The 22,803-nt window shown below is 69.9% G+C and carries 21 protein-coding genes; 8 read left to right on the top strand and 13 right to left on the bottom strand.

All coding sequences use genetic code 11. From position 1 onward, the window contains the following. Positions 1-3: 3 nt before the first annotated feature. Positions 4-681 (top strand): phosphorylase, encoded by a 678-nt coding sequence (locus tag MPPM_RS18510; RefSeq protein WP_096486323.1) that lies wholly within the window; start codon positions 4-6, stop codon positions 679-681. Positions 682-775: 94 nt separating this feature from the next. On the opposite strand, the gene hpnH is transcribed toward MPPM_RS18510, so the two are convergent. Then, on the bottom strand, positions 776-1,939 hold the full coding sequence (gene hpnH / locus MPPM_RS18505; RefSeq protein ID WP_096486322.1) for an adenosyl-hopene transferase HpnH: 1,164 nt from the start codon (positions 1,937-1,939) through the stop codon (positions 776-778). Between the two features lie 772 nt (positions 1,940-2,711). On the opposite strand from hpnH, the gene hpnN reads away from it, so the two are divergent. Beyond that, positions 2,712-5,360, top strand: a complete 2,649-nt coding sequence (gene hpnN, locus MPPM_RS18500; protein ID WP_096486321.1) for a hopanoid transporter HpnN — start codon at positions 2,712-2,714, stop codon at positions 5,358-5,360. Positions 5,361-5,390: 30 nt separating this feature from the next. Here hpnN and MPPM_RS18495 read toward each other — a convergent pair whose 3' ends face one another. The 6 genes from MPPM_RS18495 to MPPM_RS18470 form a co-directional block, all read right to left on the bottom strand. Next, positions 5,391-5,906, bottom strand: a complete 516-nt coding sequence (locus tag MPPM_RS18495; RefSeq protein WP_096486320.1) for a hypothetical protein — start codon at positions 5,904-5,906, stop codon at positions 5,391-5,393. A 299-nt stretch (positions 5,907-6,205) separates the two neighbouring features. Further along, positions 6,206-7,048 (bottom strand): hopanoid biosynthesis-associated protein HpnK, encoded by an 843-nt coding sequence (hpnK, locus tag MPPM_RS18490; protein ID WP_096486319.1) that lies wholly within the window; start codon positions 7,046-7,048, stop codon positions 6,206-6,208. 122 nt (positions 7,049-7,170) lie between these two features. After that, a complete protein-coding gene (hpnJ, locus tag MPPM_RS18485; RefSeq protein WP_096486318.1) occupies positions 7,171-8,595 on the bottom strand; it encodes a hopanoid biosynthesis associated radical SAM protein HpnJ in 1,425 nt (474 codons plus the stop codon). 53 nt (positions 8,596-8,648) lie between these two features. Next, a complete protein-coding gene (gene hpnI / locus MPPM_RS18480; RefSeq protein ID WP_096486317.1) occupies positions 8,649-9,845 on the bottom strand; it encodes a bacteriohopanetetrol glucosamine biosynthesis glycosyltransferase HpnI in 1,197 nt (398 codons plus the stop codon). A 175-nt stretch (positions 9,846-10,020) separates the two neighbouring features. Then, on the bottom strand, positions 10,021-10,644 hold the full coding sequence (locus tag MPPM_RS18475) for an MlaC/ttg2D family ABC transporter substrate-binding protein (protein WP_096486316.1): 624 nt from the start codon (positions 10,642-10,644) through the stop codon (positions 10,021-10,023). Next, a complete protein-coding gene (locus MPPM_RS18470; protein ID WP_096486315.1) occupies positions 10,635-11,768 on the bottom strand; it encodes an HpnL family protein in 1,134 nt (377 codons plus the stop codon). The genes MPPM_RS18475 and MPPM_RS18470 overlap by 10 nt, the downstream gene beginning before the upstream one ends. A gap of 211 nt (positions 11,769-11,979) precedes the next feature. Here MPPM_RS18470 and MPPM_RS18465 point away from each other — a divergent pair, with 211 nt between their 5' ends. Further along, positions 11,980-13,173: an amidinotransferase gene (locus tag MPPM_RS18465; RefSeq protein WP_096486314.1), complete on the top strand. Its 1,194-nt coding sequence runs from the start codon at positions 11,980-11,982 to the stop codon at positions 13,171-13,173. Between the two features lie 189 nt (positions 13,174-13,362). Here MPPM_RS18465 and MPPM_RS18460 read toward each other — a convergent pair whose 3' ends face one another. From MPPM_RS18460 to MPPM_RS18435, 6 genes are all read right to left on the bottom strand, one after another. Then, positions 13,363-13,575, bottom strand: a complete 213-nt coding sequence (locus MPPM_RS18460) for a hypothetical protein (RefSeq protein WP_096486313.1) — start codon at positions 13,573-13,575, stop codon at positions 13,363-13,365. Positions 13,576-13,745: 170 nt separating this feature from the next. After that, on the bottom strand, positions 13,746-14,357 hold the full coding sequence (locus tag MPPM_RS18455) for a glutathione S-transferase (RefSeq protein WP_096486312.1): 612 nt from the start codon (positions 14,355-14,357) through the stop codon (positions 13,746-13,748). Between the two features lie 43 nt (positions 14,358-14,400). Further along, complete coding sequence (locus MPPM_RS18450; protein WP_096486311.1) at positions 14,401-15,543, bottom strand: dienelactone hydrolase family protein; 1,143 nt, start codon at positions 15,541-15,543, stop codon at positions 14,401-14,403. A 136-nt stretch (positions 15,544-15,679) separates the two neighbouring features. Beyond that, positions 15,680-15,901 carry a hypothetical protein gene (locus MPPM_RS18445; RefSeq protein ID WP_096486310.1) on the bottom strand — a complete coding sequence of 74 codons (222 nt, stop codon included), beginning with the start codon at positions 15,899-15,901 and terminating at the stop codon, positions 15,680-15,682. 93 nt (positions 15,902-15,994) lie between these two features. Further along, positions 15,995-16,843, bottom strand: a complete 849-nt coding sequence (locus MPPM_RS18440; protein ID WP_096487914.1) for a metallophosphoesterase — start codon at positions 16,841-16,843, stop codon at positions 15,995-15,997. A gap of 32 nt (positions 16,844-16,875) precedes the next feature. Beyond that, positions 16,876-17,496 carry a cation efflux transmembrane domain-containing protein gene (locus tag MPPM_RS18435; RefSeq protein ID WP_096486309.1) on the bottom strand — a complete coding sequence of 207 codons (621 nt, stop codon included), beginning with the start codon at positions 17,494-17,496 and terminating at the stop codon, positions 16,876-16,878. A gap of 200 nt (positions 17,497-17,696) precedes the next feature. Here MPPM_RS18435 and croR point away from each other — a divergent pair, with 200 nt between their 5' ends. From croR to MPPM_RS18410, 5 genes are all read left to right on the top strand, one after another. Beyond that, the gene (gene croR / locus MPPM_RS18430) at positions 17,697-18,170 is read left to right on the top strand and encodes a 3-hydroxybutyryl-CoA dehydratase (RefSeq protein WP_017486645.1); all 474 of its coding nucleotides are present in this window, start codon (positions 17,697-17,699) and stop codon (positions 18,168-18,170) included. An 8-nt stretch (positions 18,171-18,178) separates the two neighbouring features. Beyond that, the gene (locus MPPM_RS18425) at positions 18,179-18,988 is read left to right on the top strand and encodes a TrmH family RNA methyltransferase (RefSeq protein ID WP_096486308.1); all 810 of its coding nucleotides are present in this window, start codon (positions 18,179-18,181) and stop codon (positions 18,986-18,988) included. A gap of 112 nt (positions 18,989-19,100) precedes the next feature. Continuing rightward, a complete protein-coding gene (locus MPPM_RS18420; protein WP_096486307.1) occupies positions 19,101-20,603 on the top strand; it encodes a helicase HerA domain-containing protein in 1,503 nt (500 codons plus the stop codon). A gap of 172 nt (positions 20,604-20,775) precedes the next feature. Further along, positions 20,776-22,368, top strand: coding sequence for a phytoene desaturase family protein (gene crtI / locus MPPM_RS18415; RefSeq protein ID WP_096486306.1), 1,593 nt, complete (start codon positions 20,776-20,778; stop codon positions 22,366-22,368). Then, entirely contained in the window at positions 22,368-22,796 is a 429-nt protein-coding gene (locus MPPM_RS18410) for a DUF2141 domain-containing protein (RefSeq protein WP_096486305.1), read from the top strand. Before crtI ends, MPPM_RS18410 begins: the two co-directional genes overlap by 1 nt. Positions 22,797-22,803: the final 7 nt, after the last annotated feature.

The raw sequence follows: 22,803 nt of genomic DNA, 5'->3' as shown, positions 1-22,803 counted from the left end.
GCGATGGAGGGCGGCACGGTTCTGGCGGTGGTGGGCCTTGCCCGCGAGGCCCGCATCGCCGCCGGGCCGGGTGTCGAGACGATCCAGGCCGGCGGCAATCCCGCGCGGCTGAGGCTCGCGCTCGACGGACGACCTGCCCACGGCCTGCGCGCGATCGTCAGCTTCGGGATCGCCGGCGGCCTCGATCCCGCCCTGAAGCCGGGTGACCTCGTCGTCGCCACACATCTCGATGCGCAGGCGCGTTTTCCGGCCGATCCCGAGATCGCCCGCCGCCTGTCCGTGGCCTTGAACGGAGTGCCGGGCCGCGTCGTCGCCGGCGGCCTCGCGGGCTCTGACGTCGCGGTCATGACCGTGGCCGACAAGGCGAAGCTGCACGCGCGCACCGGCGCCCTGGCAGTCGACATGGAATCGCACGTGGCCGCCGCCTATGCGGCCCGCCACGCCCTCCCCTTCGCGGCGCTTCGCGTGGTCTGCGATCCGGCACAGCGCGCCCTTCCCGCCTTCGCGGCGGCGGCCCTGACGCCGGAGGGCGAGCCGGACATCCGCGCGGTGCTCGGCGCGCTGCTGCGCGGTCGCGCCCGGATCGGCGAGCTGATTCGGCTCGGCCGCGATTCCTCTGTGGCCTTCGCGGCGCTCGCCCGCTGCCGTGGCCGGCTCGGGCCCGGTCTCGGGGTGGCGTGAACGGCCGCCTCGTCACCGAGCGCGGATCCGGAAACGAGAAGACCCGCGCGGCCGGTACCGCGCGGGTCTTCTTGCATGCGATGGAGAGCCGGGATCAGGCGGCGGTGCGCTTGCGGGCTTCCTGCTTGGTGTCGACGCCCGAGGCTTTGATCTCGGACAGCTTCTGGGCGACGTTGCGCGAGAACACGAACTCGGCCGGGCGCTGGTTTTCGAGCGAGATCTCCGGCGCCATGTCGCCCTCGGTCTTGATGCCGCGGATCGCGTGAACGAGCGGCTTCCACGGCTTCTTGACCGAATCGACCACCGAGGAGGCCTCGTAGCCCGAGTGGACCATGCAGTCGGCGCACTTCTCGTAGTTGCCGGTGCCGTAGGCGTCCCAGTCGGTCTCCTCCATCAGCTCCTTGAAGGTGGCCGCGTAGCCCTCACCGAGCAGGTAGCAGGGCTTCTGCCAGCCGAACACGGTGCGGGTCGGGTTGCCCCACGGGGTGCAGTGGTAGGACTGGTTGCCGGCCAGGAAGTCGAGGAACAGGCCCGACTGCTGGAAGGTCCACTTCTCGCGGCCCTTCTCCTTGCCGTGGCGGAACACGCCGCGGAACAGCTCCTTCGTCGCCTTGCGGTTGAGGAAGTGCTTCTGGTCCGGGGCGCGCTCGTAGGCGTAGCCGGGCGAGACGGTGATGCCGTCGATGCCCATGCGGGTCACCGAATCGAAGAAGTCGGCGATCTTGTCGGCCGAGGAGTTGTTGAAGAAGGTGCAGTTGATGGTGACCCGGAAGCCCATCTCCTTGGCCTTGGCGATGGCCGCGACCGCCTTGTCGTAGACGCCGCGCTGGCACACCGACTGGTCGTGCATCTCCTTGTCGCCGTCGAGATGGATCGACCACGTGAAATAGGGGCTCGGCTTGTAGTCCTTGATCTTCTTCTCAAGGAGCAGCGCGTTGGTGCAGACGATCGCGAACTTCTTCTGCGCGATGATGCCCTCCACGATCTGCGGCAGATCCTTGTGGAGAAGCGGCTCGCCGCCGGCGATCACCACCACGGGTGCGCCGCACTCGCGCACGGATTCGAGCGCCTCGTCCACCGGCAGGCGCTTGTTCAGGATCTCGTCGGGGTAGTCGATCTTTCCGCAACCGGCACAAGCGAGATTGCAGCGGAACAGCGGCTCCATCATCATGACGAGCGGGTAGCGTTTCCGCCCCGTGATGTGCTGCTTGAGGATGTAGCCGCCGATCTTCGCGACGTACCGTATGGGGATTCCCAAGACGCGGCTCCTTAGATGCTGTGGTTCCGGACTTAGCCGGGCTGCTTAGCGTGAGAAGGACAGGAATTCCAGCGCATTAGGCTGGAACTGTTCCCAAGGGGCGCTTGTCAGGCGCGATTTCGAGGGAGTGTGGCGTACCGGTGTCGCGGCCGGCCGCAAGCTTCGGGGACGAAGCCCGCGGACGTGCGATCCGGCAACGGGATGATCTTCTGATTTCCGCCTTCTGCGGCGGATTTTTGACCTTTTCTCGTGCAAGGCAAACCGCACGGGATGCAACGAGTTCACGATTTCTCGTGCAGGGTTCGTGCCGGCTCCCGAGATCCGTGCCGCCCGGCCCGACTCCATCGTCAGGGCATCCGCCTCGTCCCAATCGTATCCGGAACGCTTGAGCGAAGCGATATCCTCGCGCAATCCGGTTGCAGTGCGCAATCGCACCGTCGTCGCCGCGACGGACCGGTTTGCCGGGGCGCGTTGCATTCCCTCGCCGGGACAAGTAGGTAGCGCGCCAACGACACGAATGATCGCCGTGGAGTCGGTTCGCGTCTCCCCGCGCATTCGCCGTCCGCTGGACAAGGGGCTGCCGACAGGTGCGTCCCATCCGGGTTTCCCGCTCGCGAGGGTCACGTCCCGCGGGCCATGAACGAGGATCGATTCGGCGCGTCGCCGCCTGCTGAGGATGCCGCGTCCAGTGTCGCGGGGAGGACGGGACCGAGGCGTCCCGGCCCGTCGTCACGCGGGGACAGGCCGGATCGTTAGGCAGGCAGGGTTTTACGTGATCGAACGTCTCGTCGCGTTTTCCGTCAGGCGCCGCTGGCTGGTACTGGTGGCCGCGGCGCTCCTCACGGTCGCGGGCGCGGGCGCCGCCGCCCACCTGTTCCGCATCAACACCGACGTCGAGCGGCTGATCGAGCCGAGTGTTCCCTGGCGCCAGGACGAGATCGCCTTCGAGAAGGCGTTCCCGCAGCGGACGAACCTCGTCGCCGCCGTCATCGACGGGCAGACGCCGGAGATCGCCGAGGAGGCGGCGGCGCGGTTCGCCGAGGCGCTCAAGACGCACCGCTCCGAGATCGAGACCGTGTACCGCCCCGACGGCGGTCCGTTCTTCGACCGCAACGGCCTCCTCCTGATGTCGCAGGAGGAACTGGAGCAGACAACCCAGCGCCTGATCGAGCAACAGGGCCTCCTCGGGCCGCTGGCCGCCGACCCGTCGCTGCGCGGCGTGATGCGGGTGCTCAATCTCGGCGTGAAGGGCGTGAAGAGCGGCGACGCCAAGCTCGACGACCTCGCCCAGCCGATGACGCAGATCGACGAGACCCTGCGCAAGGTGCTCGACGGCCAGCGCGCGCGCATGTCGTGGCAGACCCTGCTCGCGGGCGGGCGCAGCGAGACCACGGACACCCGCAAGTTCGTGATGATCCAGCCGGTGCTCGACTACAACGCCCTTGAGCCGGGGCGCGAGGCGACCAAGCTGATCCGCCGCGTCGCCGCCGAGCAGAACATCGACGCCGCCCACGGCCTGCGCATCCGCCTGACCGGCCCGGTGGCGGTGGCCGACGACGAGTTCGCCACCCTCGCCGACGACGCCTTCCTGAACTACTCGCTGACCACCGCCGCCATCGTCCTGTTCCTGTGGCTGGCCCTGCGCTCCGGCCCGCTCGTCGTCGCGGTGCTGATCACCACCTTCTCGGGCCTCGTCGTCACGGCGGCACTGGGGCTCCTCATGGTGGGCGAGCTGAACCCGATCTCGGTGGCCTTCGCCGCCCTATTCGTGGGGCTCGGCATCGATTTCGGCATCCAGTTCGCCGTGCGCTACCGGGCGGACCGGTACGAGCTCGGCAATGTCGATGCCGCCTTGCGCGGCGCGGCGCGCGGCGTCGGCTGGTCGCTGACCCTGGCGGCGGTCTCGCTGCTCGCCGGCTTCTTCGCCTTCCTGCCGACGAAGTTCCGCGGCGTGTCCGAGCTCGGCCTCATCGCCGGCGTCGGCATGATCGTGGCCTATCTGTTCTCGCTCACCCTGCTCCCGGCCCTGATCGCGGTGTTCAACCCGCGCGGCGAGAAGCGGGCGGTCGAGACGACGTGGATGGCGGGGGTCGATCACTGGATCATCGAGCACCGCAAGTGGGTGCTGATCTTCGTCGGCCTGATCACGGTCGCCGGCATTCCGCTGCTGCTGAAGCTGCCGTTCGATTCCAACCCGATGCACCTTCGCAGCCCGAAGGTGGAATCGATCGCGACCTATCTCGACCTGATCAAGGACCCGGCGACGAGCCCCAACTCGATCGACGTGCTGGCCCCGAACGTCGATGCGGTTCCCGAACTGACCAAGCGCCTGGAAGGGCTCGAGGCGGTCGCCAAGGTGATCTCGATCGACACCTTCGTGCCCCGCGATCAGGACCAGAAGCTCGCCACCATCCAAGAGACGGCGCAGCTCCTCGCGCCAGCTCTCAACCCGGCGCGCAAGCCGCCGCCGCCGACGGATGCGGAGAACGTCAAGGCGCTGAAAGAGACCGCCGCGGCGCTGAAGACCATCGCGAACGGTGATTCGGCCGGCGCCAGGGCGGCGGACCGTCTGTCGGGGACCCTCGACACCCTCGCCGCCGCCCCGGCGGAGAAGCGCGAGGCAGCCAGCGTCGCGCTCACCACCGACCTCAAGACGCTGATGAGCCGCCTGTCCGGGCTGCTCGATCCGAACAAGATCACCCTCGACAACCTGCCCAAGCCCCTCAAGGCCGAGTGGGTGACGAGCGACGGCCGCGCGCGCATCGAGGTTCACCCGAAGGGCGACTCGAACGACGACGAGGTGCTGCGCCGCTTCGCCAAGGAGGTGCAGACGGTCGATCCCCACGCCACCGGCGCGCCGATCGCCACGACGGAGTCGAGCTACACCATCCTCGGCGCCTTCGTGCAGGCAGGCCTGACGGCGCTGGCGCTGATCTTCATCCTGCTCTCGGTCGCGCTGCGCAAACCCTGGGACGTGGCGATGACGCTCGGCCCGCTGGTGCTGGCGACCCTGTGGACGCTGATGGCGCTCAAGGTCATCGGCATGCCGCTGAACTTCGCCAACATCATCGCCCTGCCGCTGATGCTGGCGGTGGGCGTGGCCTTCCACATCTACTACGTCATCGCGTGGCGCGCCGGCGTCGTCGACATGCTGGCCTCCAGCCTGACGCGAGCGATCTTCTTCTCGGCGATGACCACGGGTACGGCCTTCGGCTCGCTGATCCTGTCGAGCCATCCCGGCACCGCCAGCATGGGCGAACTGCTCGCGCTTTCGCTGTTCTTCACGCTGATCGCGGCGTTCTTCGTGGTGCCGGCCTTCCTCGGACCGCCGCCGAAGCAGCCGGATGCGAACCGCCCCGAGGGTGAGGAAGCCGGCCGGCAGCCGGGAGAGGTCGCCCGCGAGCACGCGGCGGTGAAGTAGCCGCCCGCTCAAGCGCTTGGCGGTCCGGCTTCAGTCGCCCGCCAAGCGCCCCTGAATCGCCTCGAGGATCCAGGCGTCGCGGGTCTTGCCCGCCTTGGCCGCGGCGGCCTCGATCTGCAGCGACAGCGCCGGCTTGACCGGCAGGCTCAGGATGAACGCAGTCTCGCCCTGCCCCGGCTCGGGGGTATCGTAGACGAGGCTCGTCAGTGTGGAGGCGAAGCGGCGGATCGCCTCGCGCTGGCGATCGAGCGTCAGGCTTCCGTCGCGGGCGACCAGCGGGCAATAGGCGGCGACGGCGCGATCGACGATGGTCGCGCGCGGCACGCCCTCGCTCCTGAGACGCCGGACCGCCGACGCGAGCGCCGTGCCCGCATTCGTGTCGAGCTGCGGCGAGACGATCGCCTGGGTCAGGACGGCGTCGGCCTGCGGGTGCGGGGCTGAGGTCGGCCCGCAATCGAGCCCGGCCGACGAGGCGGGGGCACCGGTCAGGGCGACGGCCATGCCCGTCGCGATGCCGAGCCCCGTGAGGGCGGCACGTCGTCTCATGGATCTGCGGTTCCTCTCGGATCTGCCGCGACCCGACGCCGTCCGGACCTGCTTGCGCCGCCCGGCCCGAGCGGCAGGCGTCGCCGCCTCCGCTGCACCGTTCCGTCCGGACGCTCCCAGGGACAGATCGAGCCCCGGCCCTTCGGAGCATGCCCTCCGGCACATCACCCGGCGTTGATTTCGATCAGCGTCCGATCATCGCCCGCGCGGGTGATTCTGCGAGGTGTCCGGCGGCGACAGAACGGTGCGGCTCCCGAGAGCGCCGATGATCGCGTCGCGCCACTGCTCAAGGCAGATGCTCAGGAAAGAAAATCCGAGAATCCGCCCCGCGCAGCTCCGCTGTGGTCGGCGGCTTGCCGCGCCTGCGGTGCGATCAGAGCGTCCCGCTCGGCCGCGTAGAGATAGCCGGGCGCTTCTCCGGGGAAACCGCCCGCCGTCGCCGGGTGGGTGTAGAGTTCGGTCAGCCCGTCCGGCAGGTGGCGCAGCAGGGCGGTGACGCGCTCCGGGGTCATGGCGCCGGACCATGCGAGGCCGAGCGTCCGGGTCGGGATCAGCAGGCCGGCCTGGCGGGCGCGCACGGCGAGGAGGGCGGCCCAGGGCGCCGTGTCGAGGGCGGGTTTCGGCTGGAAGCCGGGCTCGGCGCGCCGCAGCAGGTCGCGCGGCTCGCGCGGCACCCGCAGCGCCCGCATGCCGTAGTCGCGGCCGATCCGCAGCACCAAGCCGGCGATCAGCGGGTGGATGTGGAAGTGCTTATGGGCGTTGACGTGATCCAGCGGCAGGCCGGTGGCGCGATAGGCTTCGAACTGGGCCCGGATCTCGGCGGCGAGCTGCCGGCGGGTGCCTGCCTTCAGAGCGAGGTCGAGTCCGAGGCGCTCCATGTCGCGCCGCATCAGCCCCTGCGCGTCGGTGAGGTCGGGCAAGTCCGCGGCCGGCAGCGTCGGCCAGGCCTCGACCAGCACGAGGTGCAGCCCGACCCGCAGGGATGACATCCGGCGCGCGCGGGCTACCGCGTCGTCGGCGCCGGGGGCGGAGACCATCAGGCTCGCGGCAGTGAGGATCCCGTCGCGATGGGTCTGCTCGACGGCCTCGTTGACCTCGCGGCTCAGGCCGAAATCGTCGGCGGTGACGACCAGTCGCTTCACGCTCTGCCCCTGTCTCGGTGTCGAGAGGGCGAGCCCTCTCGCGGGTCCAGGGCGGAGCCCTGGAAACGATGAAGGCCGGGCTCGCGCCCGGCCTTCATCGTTTGCTCGGATCTGCGTCGGCGTTACGCGGCGGCCTTGCGGTCGCGGAGGAAGTGCCAGAACTCGACGCCCTCGCGCAGGCGGCGCTTCATCATCTCGGGCGAGCGGACCATCTCGTTGACGATCGAGGCGATCTTCGGGGCGCGGAAGTAGAACTTCCGGTAGAACTCCTCGACCGCCGAGAAGATCTCCGAATGCGACAGGTGCGGGTAGTGCAGCGGGGCGATCTGCACGCCGTTCTCGTCGACCAGCTCGGCATTCTCGACGTCGAGCCAGCCGTTCTCCACCGCCTGCTTGTAGAGGAAGGTGCCCGGATACGGCGCGGCCAGCGAGACCTGGATCGTGTGCGGGTTGATGCGCTTGGCGAACGCGATCGTCTCCTGGATCGTCTCCTTGGTCTCGCCGGGCAGGCCGACGATGAAGGTGCCGTGGATGGCGATGCCGAGGTCGTGGCAGTCCTTGGTGAATTTTTCCGCGACTTCGACGCGCATGCCCTTCTTGATGTTGTTCAGGATCTTCTGGTTGCCGGACTCGTAGCCGACCAGCAGCAGGCGCAGGCCGTTTTCTTTCAGCACCTTCAGGGTCTCGCGCGGTACGTTGGCCTTGGCGTTGCACGACCACGTCACGCCGAGCTTGCCGAGTTCGCGGGCGATCTCTTCGGCGCGGGGCAGGTTGTCGGTGAAGGTGTCGTCGTCGAAGAAGAATTCCTTCGTCTGAGGGAATTCCTTCATGCAGTACTTGATCTCTTCGATCACGTGGGCGACCGAACGGGTGCGGTAGGTATGCCCGCCGACGGTCTGCGGCCACAGGCAGAAGGTGCAGCGGCTCTTGCAGCCGCGGCCGGAATAGAACGAGATGTAGGGGTGCTTCAGGTACCCGATGAAGTACTTCTCCATCTCGAGATCGCGCTTGTACACGCTCGTGACGAAGGGCAGCTGGTCCATGTCCGTCATGATCTCGCGGTCCTCGTTGTGGACCACGACGCCGTTGGCGTCACGATAGGACAGACCCTTGATCTCCGACATCGGCACGCCCTCGGCGACTTCCTTGACGGTGAAGTCGAACTCGTTGCGGGCGCAGAAATCGATGCACGGGGCCTGGGCCATGGAGCCGGCGGCATCCACCGCGACCTTGGCGCCGATCAGGCCGGCGATCAGCTTGGGGTTCGCGGCCTTGAGCGCCTCGACGGTCTTCACGTCGGACTTGAAGGACGGGACCGAGGTGTGGAGCACCACGAGGTCGAAGTCGTTGGCCTGGGCCACGATCTCTTCGAGCTTGATGTTGTGGGGCGGCGCGTCGATCAGCTTCGAGTTCGGCACCAGGGCTGCCGGCTGGGCGAGCCAGGTCGGGTACCAGAACGACTTGATCTCGCGCTTGGCCTGGTAACGGGAGCCGGCGCCGCCGTCGAAGCCGTCGAAGGTGGGGGCCTGCAGGAAAAGCGTGCGCATGGGGTTCAAGGCCTCAAGGCTCGAGACAGTATTGATGTGAAGTGTTTGGAAGCTCAGACCGAGGTGGCGCGCGACTCGCGACCGAGGCCGTGCTCCGGAATCAGCGTACCGTCCGCAACCACACGGTAATCGTGACCTTTCCATGTCACCGCACCCGAGACGAAGCTCCAAGTGAAGTTGATGAAGGAGAGCATGTCACGAATCGGCAACAGCCAGTAGGCGTGGGGCGCGAGCCCGAAGGCCCGCTCGATGCGCAGGCACAGGACGATGCGGCAGGCGAGCGCCAGGGCGGCGACGGCCAGCGCGCCGGAGCCGGCGCCGGGCATCAGCGCGGCGATGAGCGCCAGCGGGAAGGCGTGGGTGACGACCGAGCCGGCATAGCCCTTGGGATCGACGTTGCGGATGGTGCGGTTCCAGCGCAGCTCGTGCCGCCACAGGCCGGACAGCTCGGTGTCGACGCAGGCATGCCCGATGGTGAGCGCGGGGATCGCCACCGTGCCGCCCTCGGCGCGCAGGGCCTCGCCGATGGCGTAGTCGTCGGCGAGATCGTCCTTGAAGGCGCGGAAGCCGCCGATGCGGGCGAGCGACTCGGCCGTCATCGCGATGGTCGAGCCGAAGCAGGGCCGGGCCAGATCGAAGGTGGTGCCGAGGATGACGTTGGGCACGAACTGGACGTCGATGGCGAGCGCGGCGAGCTGAGCGCAGACGCCGCGTTCGCCCGGCACGCCGTGATAGAGGCAGGTCACGCCGGCCACATTCGGCTGCGACAGGGCGGCGACGACGCGCTCCAGATAGTCCGGCTTCACCGACATGTCGCTGTCGGCCAGCACCACGACGTCGTGGGCGATCTTCTCCGACATGTTGATGAGGTTGGAGACCTTGCGGTTCGAGCCGTGCTGGCTCGCATCCACCACGAGGTCGATCCGCAGGCGCGGATGGGCCTCGCGCAGGCGCTGCACCACACTGAGCGCCGGGTCGGCGGCGTTCTGGACGCCGAACACGACCTGCATCGGGCCGGAATAATCCTGGCGGCAGAAGCTGTCGAGGTTCTCGAACAGATCCGGCTCGAGGCCGCAGAGCGGCTTGAGGATCGTCACGCTTGGCCGCGGCGCATCTTTTGCGAGAGCAGGCGTCGGCCGGGCGGCGAAGCGGCCGACGAGGCAGGCGGCGAGCAGGGCATAGACGCAACCGGCGAGCGCCGTCAGCAGAAGCACGGGTGCGATCCAGGCCGGCAGCTCGTTCAGGTCCATGGCGCGGCGTTGCTCGCTGCTGTCTTGGGTCGGGGCCGCGGGCGGCGGTCGGAATGGATCAAGGCCCGGATGCCGACCCGACCGGGTCACGGTCGGCTCCGGGCCTTCTGTCCTGAGGGTCTCGTTGCTGCCGAATCGGGGAGGCGCTTCGGCAGGAGGGATCGCTTCTAAGCCCCTATTCTCGGGGCGAGACTTTGGCGGCGAGCATGCCGTCGGTGCGTTCGCGCATGAATTTCAACAGGCCGTCGGCACCACCCTTGAGCGGATCGGCGAAGCTCGCCCGCATCGAGGCGACCTCGCTGACATTGCCGTTGAGCAGCACGTCCTGCACCCGGTTGCCCGCGTTCACGACGTAATCAACGTCCGACTCGTCGCCGTCCTTGTTCGAGACGCGCGTGGCGACGACGCGGTTGGGCCCGCGCTCCTCGCTCTGCGGCTTGATGTCGAATTTGCCGCCCGCCGCCTGCGAGAGGCGGTTGGCGTAGAGCGTGACGAAGTACTTGCTGAAGGCCTCGGTGAGCGCCTCCTGCTGCTCGGGCTTGAAGGTCTTCCACTTCGGACCGACGGCGGTGCGCACCATGGCCGCCGTGTCGAAGGTCGCGGCGAGGGTGTCGCCGACGATCGCCAGCCGGCTCTTGAGGTCACCCGCGCCGTTCTTCAGCGCTTCCTCGAACTTGGCGTAGAGCCGCCGGATCGGCTCGACCGCCGGATCCTCGGCGGCGCGGACGATCTGCGGCGTTCCCGTGACGGCGATCGCGGCGATCGCGGCGGCGAGGAGGGTGCGGCGGTTCAGGCGCACTTCTGGAGCGCTCCAGCTTCGTTGTCGGAGGAGAGGGCGGCCGGGGTCCGGGGGGCGGGAAAGCCGTAGGCCGGAGCGAGCGGGGCGGGCCCGGCACGGCGGCCGAGCCGATCCCGGATCGCGCCGAGTCCCGCGCGCACCGCGTCGGCGCCGTCGGGCTCGGCCGAGCTCGAGACCTTCCGCTCCATCAGGCTCCACAGGGCGAGGCTCGGCAGGCCGACGGCGAGATCGGCGACGCGCTTGACCAGGGACAGGGCGAGCGCGGCCTCCGCCGGGATGCCGAACAGGGCGCCGAGCGCGATCAGGCCGCCCTCCTGCGCGCCGATGGCGCCGGGTACGACGAAGGCGGCGCCGCGCACGGCCTGGGCGAGGCTCTCGATCACCAGGGCGTCGAGGAAGCTGATCGAGTAGCCCATGGCGTTGAGGGCGATCCACACCTCGACGGTGCCGGCGACCCAGCCGGCGAGATGGATCAGCAGCGCCGCGCCGACGCGGGCACGGTTGCCGTACAGCCGGCGCAGGTTCTCGTAGAGCACGTCGATCGCGCCGAGCGCCCGCCACTCGCGGCCGGCAGCGAAGCGGCTGAGCGCCGCCTCGATCAGGCGGTGACCGCTGCGGCGCTGGATGACGTAGAAGGCGGCGAGCGCCGGGATCGCGACCAGCACGCCGCCCCCGACCGTGCGGACCAGGGGGCCGTCGCCGGTGATCTGGATCAGCAGGAGAAGACCGGCGACGGTGAAGACGAGTTGCGTCACCGCCTGGGTCATCAGATCGACGAACATGCTGGCGCCGGCCATGCCGCCCGGCGTGCCGCGGCGGGTGAGCAGGCGCGCGCCGATGAGGTCGCCGCCGACCTGCGCCACCGGCAGCAGCGTGTTGATGCCCTCGCGCACGAAGCGCAGCGAGATGCAGTCGCGCAGGGTCGGCCCGGCGCCGCGAGGGAACACCGCGTGCCAGCCGAGACCGGCCCAGGCGACCGCCGCGTAGCGGGCGAGCACGACGGCGAGCGTACCCCAACCCACGCTCACGACCGCGGCCGTGACATCGGACACGCCGGAAGACAGGAACAGCGCGAGCGCCGTGCCCAATCCAACGATCGATGCCAGTGTTGTGAGACGCTTCATCAGCCTCTTTCGAATGATCGCGAAGGCTTGTGTTGTCGAAATCCCACCCGAAGCGACCATCGAAGCTTAGCCGGTGGCGGGAAGCGTTCCGGCAGGTTGCAGCTTTGCCCAGCCGTGTCTATCACCCGATTGACACACCGGGGAGCAAAGCGGCGCCCGCGGTGGACGCTGGCGACGATTGTCGCGAGACGCCGCTTCTAGGGAGCCTCAAATGGATCGCGAGCCGCAGATCACGGCGGATTCCGCCCTGATCGACGACGCCTCGGCGAACGGATTTTCGCAGGGCTACGAGGGCCGCCACGACGTGGAAGGCCGTTCGCCCGCCACCCGCAGCCCGGTGATGGCCTGGAACGAGTGGGATCCGCTGGAAGAGGTGATCGTCGGCTCGCTCGACGGGGCCACGATCCCGACCCATCACCTCACCGTGATCTTCAACCTGCCGCGGGCAGCCCAGCCGTTCTACCGCTTCGCCTCCGGCTGGAAGTACCCGAAGTTCATGAAGAAGCTGGCTCAGCAGGAGCTGGACAACTTCATCTCGATCCTGGCCGGCGAGGGCGTGAAGGTGCGCCGTCCCGATCCGGTCGACTTCTCGAAGAAGTTCAAGGCACCGCGCTGGACTTCCCGCGGCTTCTGCGTCGCCTGTCCGCGCGACCCGTACCTCGTGATCGGCGACGAGATCATCGAGAGCCCGATGTGCTGGCGCTCGCGCTACTTCGAGGGCGACGCCTACCGCTCGCTGTTCAAGGAGTACTTCCGGGCCGGCGCGCGGTGGACGTCCGCGCCGCGTCCGCAGCTCACCGACGACCTCTACAACTACGACTATCGGGTGCCGAACCTGAAGGCCGGCGAGCCGATGCAGTTCACGGTCAACGAGTTCGAGCCGGTGTTCGACGCCGCCGACTTCGTCCGCTGCGGCCGCGACCTGTTCGTGACCCGCTCGAACGTGACCAACCTGATGGGCATCGAGTGGCTGCGCCGCCATCTCGGTCCCGGCTTCCGCATCCACGAGATCGAGAGCCGCTGCCCGCAGCCGATGCACATCGATTCGTCGTTCATGCCGCTCGCGCCCGGCAAGGTGCTGGTCAACCCCGACTACATCGACGTCGAGAAGCTCCCGGCGGTGCTCAAGAAGTGGGACGTGCTGATCGCCCCGCGCCCCGACCCCGTCTCGGGCTTCATGAGCAAGATCTCGATGTGCTCGCCCTGGACCTCGATCAACGTGCTCGCCATCGACGAGAAGAAGATCGTCGTCGACCAGAGCCAGCCGACCCTGATCAAGGCCCTGAAGGATTGGGGCTTCGATCCGATCCCGGCGCCGTTCCTGTCCTACGGCCCGTTCGGCGGCTCGTTCCACTGCGCCACGCTCGACGTGCGCCGCCGCGGCGTGCTGAAGTCCTACTTCTAAGGGATGCGCCTCGCCGCGGGCGGGGCCTGTCATCGAACCGGAGCCTGCCGCGTGTGCCGCGCGGCAGGCTCTTTTCGTTCCCGGCCGCTGATGCGGTGCCGGGGATCGTGCGCCCGGCTCCTGATCCGCGAGCGCAGAGAATCCGAATAGAGCGCTGAACAGGAAACCGTTTCGGCGCCTAGGAAAAGCTCAATCGCCGACGAATTGTCCGGGCAGGCGCACGCCCCGCCGGTAGGTCGTCCCCGCGAGCACCAGCGCACCGCCGTACTGCAGGAACCCATTCTCGGCGAAGCCGTCAGGGGCGAGATGGGCCTGGAGCGCGAGGCGGGTCAGCGCATTGAGCGCGATGACGGCGAGGCAGAAGACGGCGGACGCGAGGGCGGCGGCAACGAAATCGGGCATGGCGGGCCTCCCGGATGGGACGGCCCAAGCTTAGCAAGGGCCGAGCCAGCCGGAAGACCCCCGAAAGGCTAGAGCATCATCCCGAAAGGTGGTTTCCGGCTTTCGGAAAAAGATGATGCAAAAACAAAAGCCTAGCGCATCGTGCTGGATCCGATATCCAGCACGATGCGCTAGGCTGCGGGCGGGCGCGTCGCCACCATGGACGGCCGCTCCTCGAAGCGGGCGAACCACGCGGCGAGCCGGGGGGCGTCGTCGCGCCACGCGATGTCGGAGAAGCGCAGGTCGAGATAGCCGAGCGCGCAGGCGAGCGCGACGGTGCCGATGTCGACCCGGTCGCCCAGGGCGTCCCCGTGCTCCTCGAACCACGCCAGCGCGCTCTCGATCTTGGCGGTCTGCCCCTCGATCCAGGCGGCCGAGCGCTCGGATTCGGGTCGCGCCGTCAACTCGTAGCGGATCAGCAGGGCGGCATCGAGCACGCCGTCGGCGGTGGATTGCTCGTTGAGCGCCCGCCAGCGCGCGGCACCCTCGGCGGGGAACAGGCGCCCGCCGGCCTCGGCATCGAGATACTCGCAGATCACCCGGCTGTCGGCGAGGCTCTCGCCGCTGTCGAGGATCAGGGTCGGCACCTGGGCGAGCGGGTGCTGCGCCAGCACCGAGCGGTCGCGCTTGACCGGGTGGACGGCGCTCGGCAGCAGCTCCAGCCTCCCGGCGAGGCCGAGTTCGTGGGCGACCACCATCACCTTCCGCACGAAGGGCGAGCTGTGCGAGTGGAACAGCTTCATCGGCGTCAAGAAATCCTCTTCGGTTTGCGGGGGATGCGGGCGCTCAGCGCTGCACGGCGGCGGGGGGCGCCGGCACCTTCGGCGTCTCGACGCCGAGGCGCTTCACCGGCCAGCCGTCGCCCCAGCGGCGCATGTCGCTGAAGGCGGGGTCGTTCTTCAGGCTCTGGGCGTCCTTGCCGGCGAAGGCGGCGGCCGCCGCCATGTCGAAGGTGCGCCAGTAGGCGAGAAAATCGAGGCTGTCGGCGCGGGCGTTGTTGATCTGCGAGACCAGCGTGGTCTGCTCGCCCGAGAGCGCCATGTCCGCCGACCAGCGGAAGGGCGGCGGCTTCTCGCCGGGCGGGTCCGGCGGCAGCTTGATCGCGCCGCCGTCATAGGCCGCGTCGAGCCCGGCCGGCGAGGCGAGCGTCGCGGTGAGCGCCGGGAAGCCGTGATCGTCGGAGAGTGCCCGCACGAACAGTTTGCGCTCCGGCGGCACGGAATGGGCGTCGCGCAGGATGCGGCGAGCGGCGGCGTCGGCGGCGCGCGCGTCGCGGTCGCCGATCACCGTCACGAGCAGGGTCTTGGGCGACATGCCGTCGAGGTCGCCGAGCGGGATGCCGCGGGACTTGGCATCCCGGGCGATGCCGCCGGGCATCACGACGTAGACGAGTTTCGGCGCCGGCAGCCCCTCCTTCTCGGCCTCGGCCGCGAGATGGGCGGCGAGCGGCGCGCCGGCGAGATGCCCGATCAGGGCGAGGCGACCGGTATCCGGCCGCGCATCGGCGTCGTTCGCGAGTTCGGCGAGCGCCGATTTCAGCAGGCGGGCGGCGATGGCCGGGGCGTCGGCGGGCCGGGTGCGGTTCACCTCCTGGAAGCGCGGGAACAGCACGAGCCAGCCGTGGCGCGCAAGGTGATCGATCCAGGCCCCGTAGGCCTGCGGGTTCGGCGCCCCCCAGGCGTGCAGCAGCACCGCGACCGGACGTCCACCGTCGGGCGCCGGACCCGCCTTGTAGAAGGCGTAGGTCGCCGCGCTGGCCTTGCCGACCGCGCGCTTGGTGATGGTGGCGGATTTGTCGCCGACGCCCCCCGGTCCCTCCGTCGGCTGGGCCGGCGGCGCGGCGGCAAGGGCCGGCCCGGCGACGGACAGGGCGGCCAGCAGGCCCAGTGTGGGCCAATGCAGGGCGGCAAGTCCGGACTTCAGGCGCATCAGTCTCTCGACGATCGGCGAAAATCTGCGCCGGCCCCGTTCGCCCGAGCGAATTTCAGGGGTCGGCCGCGCCTGAATAGCAGATTCCGGCGCGGAGGCGACGCCGGAGACGCTTCGCTCCGGTTCTATTCGCGTGCTATTCGCGCTCCTTCACCCGGCGGCACTCGGTCTTGAGGTAGCTCGTCTTGCCGACCTCGTCGCGCAGGTCGGTGCGGGCGATGATCTCCTGCCAGCCGCTGGTGCAGCCGAGTTCATTCGCGACGCGGACCTTGCGCACCTCGCTCGCCCGGTCGTCGGTGCAGTCCTGCTGCGGGATGCTATTGGCGCAGACGAGCACGACGGCGATGAAGGCGTTCACGGCGAATCTCCCGGAATTTTTGTCGATTCTACCCGCACGGTGCGGCCGGGAGGCTACGCACGATGTCGTCATCGGGTTGCACCGGCGGGACCGTCAGTCCAGCGTCGCGATCAGATCGCTGCGAAAGGTCTTTCCTTCCACGGGGTTGGCGAGCCAACGGGTGCGCCCGATCCGCAGGTCGTGCCCGGCATGGAAGTGCCCGGAGATCCAGAGATCGGGGCGGTCCGCGTCGGGGAGATCGTCGAGGATTGTGGTGGCGTAGAAGGCCGGCACCCACCACGGCACGCCGGGAGCGTCGCGGAACGCGTCGGCGGCGAGCGGGCTCGGCGGATGGTGCGTGACGGCGACCGTCGGCCCGTCATGCGGCCGGGCCAGGGCTTCGAGGAGGGCGGCCTTCTCGCGACCATGCGCCTCCATCGCGTCCGCCGGTGACCAGGGCTCGCGGTCGGCGCGGCGGATCGAGCCGCGGTACTCCCGCGAGCCGGTGATGGGGTCGGTCATCCGCGCGGCCGCGAAGGCGACCGGGTCGTCGGGCCGGTCGGGCGTGTCGTCGGTGAGCCAGCGCCCGGCGAGCGACCAATCGCTCCACAGCGTCGTGCCGACGAAGCGCACGCCGCCGATCACCACGGCCTGCCCGCCCTGGAGCAGGTGGATGCGGCGCCCCTGCCCGTTCAGCCGGGCGACCTCGCGCTCAAGGGCGGCGAGGAGTTCCGGCGCGGTGCGCCGATCGCCGGTCGGGGCGTAATGCTCGTGGTTGCCCGGCACCAGCACCACCGGCCGCCCGCCCGCCAACGCGAGCACCGTGGCGAGCCCGGCCTCGGGATGACCCTCGTGCAGGTCGCCGGCGCAGACGAGCACGTCGAAGGGCGCGGCCAGTGGCGGGATCATCTCGGGCCGGCGCCGTTCGAGATGCAGATCGGAGAGGGGAAAGAGGCGCAGCACGGAATCCGCGGGTTCGAAGGCGAGGGGAAGGATCAGGCGCGAGCCTGCGATGCGGCGTCCTCGGCCGCGGCGCGCCATTCGCGGCGGGCGGCCTTGAGCACGTCGAAGGCGGAATCGGCGTTGAGGACGGCGATGCCTGCCGCCGCCACGAGGTCCGGCCAGGGTGAGAGCGTCAGGGCGGTGACGAGGCCGGCGGCGATGATGGCGAGGTTGGCGGCGACGTCGTTGCGGGCGGAGAGATAGGCCGCCCGGGTCAGGCTGCCGTGGCCGTCGCGGTGGCGGGCGAGCATCAGGGCGCAGGCGAGGTTGACGAGGAGCGCGCCGAGGCCGGTCAGCGTCAGCGGGACCGGGGCCGGCGCGGTGAAGTCCGAAAACTTCTCGTAGGCGGCGTAAGCCGTGGCGAGGCCCGGCACCAGCAGGATGCCGGCGAGGAGCGTGCCGAGCCGAGCCCGGTTGCGCACGCTCCAGCCGAGGCCTGCGAAGATCAGAAGGTTGATCGCGGCGTCCTCGAGGAAGTCGAGGCTGTCGGCGATGAGCGCCACCGAGCCGATGGCGAGCGCCACCGCGATCTCGACGCCGAAATAGCCGAGGTTCAGCGCCGCCACGCGGGCGACGACCGGGCGCAGGCCCGGCGAGGGCGGCAGACGAGGCACCGGTGGGTTCCCGAGGGTGGAGCGGAGCGGGCCGGTGATTGCCCGAGGCGCCGGGCCCTGTCGAGGGCCTTCCCGCTCGAAGCCGCTTTCGGCCTATTCTCCGTCTGGATTTGCGCGCGCGGCTATGCAAGGCGAAGAGACTGCCAAAGCATAGCCAAGCCGCCTACCGAGTGGCGGTCCGGACCGGGGAGGCCTTGAGAATGTTGCCCGAACTGCGCGTGCTCTATTTCGAGGATCTCGAAGTCGGGCTCACCGAGATCCTAAGGAAGGAGATCTCGTCCTCCGACGTGGTCGGCTTTGCCGAGATCACCGGCGACCGCAACCCGATCCACCTCTCCGAGCACTTCGCCGCGCGCACGCCCTTCGGCACCCGCATCGCCCACGGCCTCTACACCGCCGGCCTGATCTCGGCGGTGCTCGGCACCCGCCTGCCGGGGCCGGGCGCGGTCTACATCTCGCAGACCCTGAACTTCCGCGCCCCCGTGCGCATCGGCGATATCGTCGAGGTGAAGGTCGAGGTGGCCGAGCTGATTCCCGAGCGCCGCCGCGCCCGGCTGGCCTGCACCTGCTCCGTCGGCGACGAGGTGGTGCTCGACGGCGAGGCCCTGGTGAAGGTGCCGAAGAAGGAAGAGGCCGACCCGCTCGCCATGCGCATGGGCGGCGGACGCGCCTAATCCCGCGCTTGTCCCAACCGATCGCCATCGACGATCCGGACGATCCGCGGCTCGCCGCCTACCGGTTCGTGCGCGAGCGCGACCTCGTGGGCCGGCAGGGCCGCTTCATCGTCGAGGGCGAGGTGACCCTGCGGCTGCTGTTCTCCGGCAGCGCCCGCTTCGCCGCGGAATCGGTGCTGCTGGCGCCCGAGCGCTGGCCGGGCTTTTCGGATTTGCTGAGCGCGGACGGGCCGCCGGTCTACCTCGCCGGCAAGGACGTGATGAGCGCGGTGGCGGGTTTCCCGATCCATCGCGGCGTGCTGGCGGTGGGCCTGCGCGGCGCCGAGCCCGCGCCGGAGGCGCTGATCCCGCCCGCGCCCGCCCCGGCGCTCGTCGTCGGGCTCGTCGGGCTGACCAACCACGACAATGTCGGCGGCCTGTTTCGCAACGCCGCCGCCTTCGGTGCCGACGCCGTCTGGCTCGATGCCGAGACCTGCGATCCGCTCTACCGCAAGGCGATCCGCGTCTCGGCCGGCGCGGCGCTGACCGTGCCCTTCGCCCGCGCGGCGAGCGGGGCGGCGCTGCTCGATCTTGCCGAACGCCATGCCCTGACGCCGTTGGCGCTCACCCCCGGCGGTCGCGAGACACTCGACCGGCTGGAGCCGCCGGCCCGCGCGCTGCTCCTGCTCGGCACCGAGGGGCCCGGCCTGCCGGTGGCCCTGATGGCACGGGCCCGCCGCCTGCGGATCGCCATGGCGCCGGGCTTCGACTCGCTCAACGTCGCGACGGCCGGGGCGATCGCGCTGCATCATCTGGCCGGACGGCGGCTCGCCGGCTGAAGCCGCTTCCTCAAGCAGCGGCTGCGGCCTCCCGCCTGTGGACGGCTTGCGCCCTCGCGGACCCCGGCCGGTCCGCGCATGTTAGAAAGCTCGGGCGCCAGCGGGGAGCGGGATGGGCTACGAGATCGATCTGGGGCGGGCCGGCGACAGGCCCGGGACGATGGACCTCACCGAGCTGCTGGCGACACGCCTGCTCGTCCAGGGCAATTCCGGCTCGGGCAAGTCGCACCTGCTGCGCCGCCTGCTGGAGCAGAGCGCCGGCCTCGTGCAGCAGGCGATCATCGATCCCGAGGGCGATTTCGTCACGCTCGCCGAGCGCTACGGCCACGTCGTGGTCGAGGCGGACGGCAACGAGGCCGAGCTGCTGCGCATCGCCGCCCGCGTGCGCGAGCACCGCGTTTCCGTCGTGCTCTCTCTCGAAGGGCTCGACGCCGAGGATCAGATGCGCGCGGCCGCCGCCTTCCTCGGCGGGCTGTTCGATGCCGATCGCTCCCTCTGGTACCCGATGCTGGTGGTGGTGGACGAGGCGCAGCTCTTCGCACCCGCCGCCGCGGGCGAGGTGTCCGACGAGGCCCGCCGCCTGTCGCTCGGGGCCATGACCAACTTGATGTGCCGCGGCCGCAAGCGCGGGCTCGCCGGCATCATCGCCACGCAGCGCCTGGCCAAGCTCGCCAAGAACGTCGCGGCGGAAGCCTCGAACTTCCTGATGGGCCGCACCTTCCTCGACATCGACATGGCCCGCGCCGCCGACCTGCTCGGCCTCGACCGCCGCCAGGCCGAGACCTTTCGCGATCTCGCCCGCGGCCATTTCGTCGGTCTCGGGCCCGCGATCTCGAAGCGTCCGCTGCCGATCGCCATCGGCCCGACGGTGACGGAGAGCCGCAACGCCGCCCCGGCCCTGCTGCCCCTGCCGACCATGGGCGAGGAGGCCCGCGCCCTCATCCTTACCGCTTCTCCCGAGGAGGAGGCGCGGCCGCTCCCCACCCCCCGGCCGAAGCCGGTGCGGGCACCGGGGCCGGACGTTCTGGTCCAGCTCGCCAATTACCGGCCGCCGGTGCGCGAGGACCTGCCGGAGGAGGAGCCGATGGACCCGGCCGAGCGCGAGGCGGCCATGGCCGAGATCCTCGCCTCGGTGCTGGCGGATTCGGACGCCGCCGCCTGCACGCCCGCCACCCTCTATCAGGATTTCACCGTCCGCTGCCGCATCCGCCGGATCGGCGGCGAGGCGATGGGCCTGCCCGAGTTCAAGCGCCGCCTCGCCGTGGCGCGGGCCGGCGTCCAGGGCGCCACTGCCGAGGGGCCGGGCTGGGAGCGGGCGCAGGAGATCGCCGCCGGTCTGCCCGAGGATCTCGCCGGGCTGTTCCTGCTCATCGCCCGCACGGCGCTCGAAGGATCGCCCTGCCCCTCCGACGCGGCGCTGGCGGAGGCCTACGGCACCTCCTCGGCGGGCCGTGCCCGGCGCATGCTCGGCTATCTCGAAGAGCGCGGCGCCATCGTCATGCGCCGGGATCTGCGCGGTGCGCCGATCATCGCCGTGCCCGATCTCGACGCCGAGACCGGCCCGCAGATCGGCGCGGCCGCCGTGCTTCCGCTGCGGCGGCGCGGTCGCCCCTGAGGGACAAGGGGTGCGATCCCGCACGACGCTGCCTCAGGTTGATCGGGCGGTGTCGGGGATACAGGGCTGGAACCTGTTGAGGGCGGCCGCACGCGACAATCCGCGCCCCTTGCCCCTGGCGCGAGTCCGGCCAAGATTGGCCGCACAATTTCAGGTCGGGAGTCCCAGAGCGTTGCTGCAGTCGCGGGAAGGTTTGCGTACCCTGTCGGGCCGCCGCGTCGTCGTCGTCGGGGCCGGCCCCGGTGGGCTCGCCACTGCACTGCTCCTGGCCAAGGCCGGCCTGCACGTCACCGTCATCGAGCGTGACGCGGTCGTCGGCGGGCGCACCAAGACCGTCGAGGCGCCGGGCGGCTACCGCTTCGACATCGGCCCGACCTTCTTCCTCTACCCGCAGATCCTCGCCGACATCTTCGAATCCTGCGGCGAGCGCCTGGAGGACCATGTCCGCCTGGAGCGGCTCGACCCGCAATACAACCTCGTCTTCGAGGGCGAAGGCGGCGTCTCGGGGCAGATCCGCGCCACCGGCGACGTGCCGCGGCTCAAGGAAGAGATCGCCCGCCTCGCCCCCGCCGATGCGGAGAACGTCGAAGCATTCTTTGCCGAGAACCGGACCAAGCTGAACTACTTCAAGCCGGTCCTGGAGCAGCCCTTCGACAACATCCTGTCGATGGCGAGCCCGGCGATGCTCGCGGCGCTCCCCCATCTCCATCCCGGCCGCAGCGTGGACCGGGATCTCAGGCGCTACTTCGCCGACCCGCGGGTGCGCCTCGCCTTCTCGTTCCAGACCAAATATCTCGGGATGAGCCCCTTCCGCTGCCCGAGCCTGTTCACGATCCTCTCGTTCCTCGAATACGAGCACGGGGTCTATCACCCGGTCGGCGGCTGCGGCGCGGTCTCGGAGGCGATGGCCGGTCTCGCCCGCCGCATGGGCGTCGATATCCGCCTCGGCCAATCGGTCGACCGGGTGCTGTTCGAGGGCAAGCGCGCCTGCGGCGTGGTCGTCGGCGGCGAGACCCTGAAGGCCGACGCCGTGGTCGTGAACGGCGACTTCGCCAAGGTGATCCGCGACCTCGTGCCGGAGGAGCGGCGCCCGCGCTGGCGCGACGCCAAGATCGCCAAGGCGCGGCTCTCCTGCTCGACCTACATGCTCTATCTCGGGATCGAGGGCAAAATGCCCGAGAGCCTCGGCCATCACACGATCCTGTTGTCCAAGGAGTACGAGCGCAACATCACCGAGATCACCGGCGGCACCCTGCCGATGCAGCCGTCGATCTACGTGCAGCACGCGGGCTTCACCGATGGCGGCATGGCGCCGCCCGGCCATACCGCCCTCTACGTGCTGGTGCCGGTGCCCAATCTGAAGTCCGGCATCGATTGGGAGGCGGTCGGCCCGAGTTATCGCAAGCTGGTGCTGGAGCGTCTGAAGCTCCTCGGGCTTCCCGACATCGAGAGCCGCATCCGCTACGAGCGCGTGATCGATCCCCGTGACTGGCGCGACGAATTCGCCGTGCACGAGGGCGCGACCTTCAACCTCGCCCACGATCTCATGCAGATGCTGTGGTTCCGCCCCCACAACCGCTTCGGGCCGGGGCTCTACCTCGTCGGCGGCGGCACCCATCCGGGCTCCGGCCTGCCCGTGATCTACGAGGGCGCGCGCATCTCCGCCCGGCTCCTGATCGAGGATCTCGCAAGGGAGAAGGCGCCCGCGATCCTGGCGGACCTGCCGACGACCTCGCCGCTCGCCACGCAGGGCGATCCGAGCTGATGCGGGCGGTCATTCTCCCGGGTCTTGCCGTGCTGGCCGCCCTTGCGGGCCCGGCGGGGGCCGCGGGCGTGGAGGTCATCGTCGAAGGGACCCATCCGGGCGCGGGCGAGGTCTACGTCACCCTGTGCCAGGGCGGCCTGAGCGAGACCGCCTGCCCGATCGGCCGCAGCGTCCCGGCCCGCGGCGGCGCCGAGCGCTTCGTCTTCACCGATGTGCCCTCCGGCATCTGGGCGGTCGCCGCCTTCCAGGACGAGAACGGCAACGGCCGGCTCGACCGCACGGGGCTCGGCCTGCCGCTGGAGCCCTACGGCTTCTCCGGCGCGGTCGGACGCCGGGCGCGGCCGGATTTTTCGAGCGCGAGCTTCGACCTGCGCGAGCCCGGCGCCACCGTGCGGGTCCGCCTTGCCCGCCCCCTGCCGCGGCGCTGACGGGCGG

It is taken from the genome of Methylorubrum populi (genome assembly GCF_002355515.1).
GTDB lineage: Bacteria > Pseudomonadota > Alphaproteobacteria > Rhizobiales > Beijerinckiaceae > Methylobacterium > Methylobacterium populi_A.
Note: the sequence above shows the minus strand (reverse complement) of the source record. Positions and strands in the feature narration are given on the sequence as shown.

What these genes read in the sequence shown, in the direction of transcription:
- MPPM_RS18510 (WP_096486323.1), top strand. Translation starts at nt 4, where the DNA reads ATGGAGGGCGGCACGGTTCTGGCGGTGGTGGGCCTTGCCCGCGAGGCC.
- MPPM_RS18495 (WP_096486320.1), bottom strand. Translation starts at nt 5,906, where the DNA reads ATGAGACGACGTGCCGCCCTCACGGGGCTCGGCATCGCGACGGGCATG.
- hpnJ (WP_096486318.1), bottom strand. Translation starts at nt 8,595, where the DNA reads ATGCGCACGCTTTTCCTGCAGGCCCCCACCTTCGACGGCTTCGACGGC.
- hpnI (WP_096486317.1), bottom strand. Translation starts at nt 9,845, where the DNA reads ATGGACCTGAACGAGCTGCCGGCCTGGATCGCACCCGTGCTTCTGCTG.
- MPPM_RS18470 (WP_096486315.1), bottom strand. Translation starts at nt 11,768, where the DNA reads ATGAAGCGTCTCACAACACTGGCATCGATCGTTGGATTGGGCACGGCG.
- MPPM_RS18465 (WP_096486314.1), top strand. Translation starts at nt 11,980, where the DNA reads ATGGATCGCGAGCCGCAGATCACGGCGGATTCCGCCCTGATCGACGAC.
- MPPM_RS18460 (WP_096486313.1), bottom strand. Translation starts at nt 13,575, where the DNA reads ATGCCCGATTTCGTTGCCGCCGCCCTCGCGTCCGCCGTCTTCTGCCTC.
- MPPM_RS18455 (WP_096486312.1), bottom strand. Translation starts at nt 14,357, where the DNA reads ATGAAGCTGTTCCACTCGCACAGCTCGCCCTTCGTGCGGAAGGTGATG.
- MPPM_RS18450 (WP_096486311.1), bottom strand. Translation starts at nt 15,543, where the DNA reads ATGCGCCTGAAGTCCGGACTTGCCGCCCTGCATTGGCCCACACTGGGC.
- croR (WP_017486645.1), top strand. Translation starts at nt 17,697, where the DNA reads ATGTTGCCCGAACTGCGCGTGCTCTATTTCGAGGATCTCGAAGTCGGG.
- MPPM_RS18420 (WP_096486307.1), top strand. Translation starts at nt 19,101, where the DNA reads ATGGGCTACGAGATCGATCTGGGGCGGGCCGGCGACAGGCCCGGGACG.
- MPPM_RS18410 (WP_096486305.1), top strand. Translation starts at nt 22,368, where the DNA reads ATGCGGGCGGTCATTCTCCCGGGTCTTGCCGTGCTGGCCGCCCTTGCG.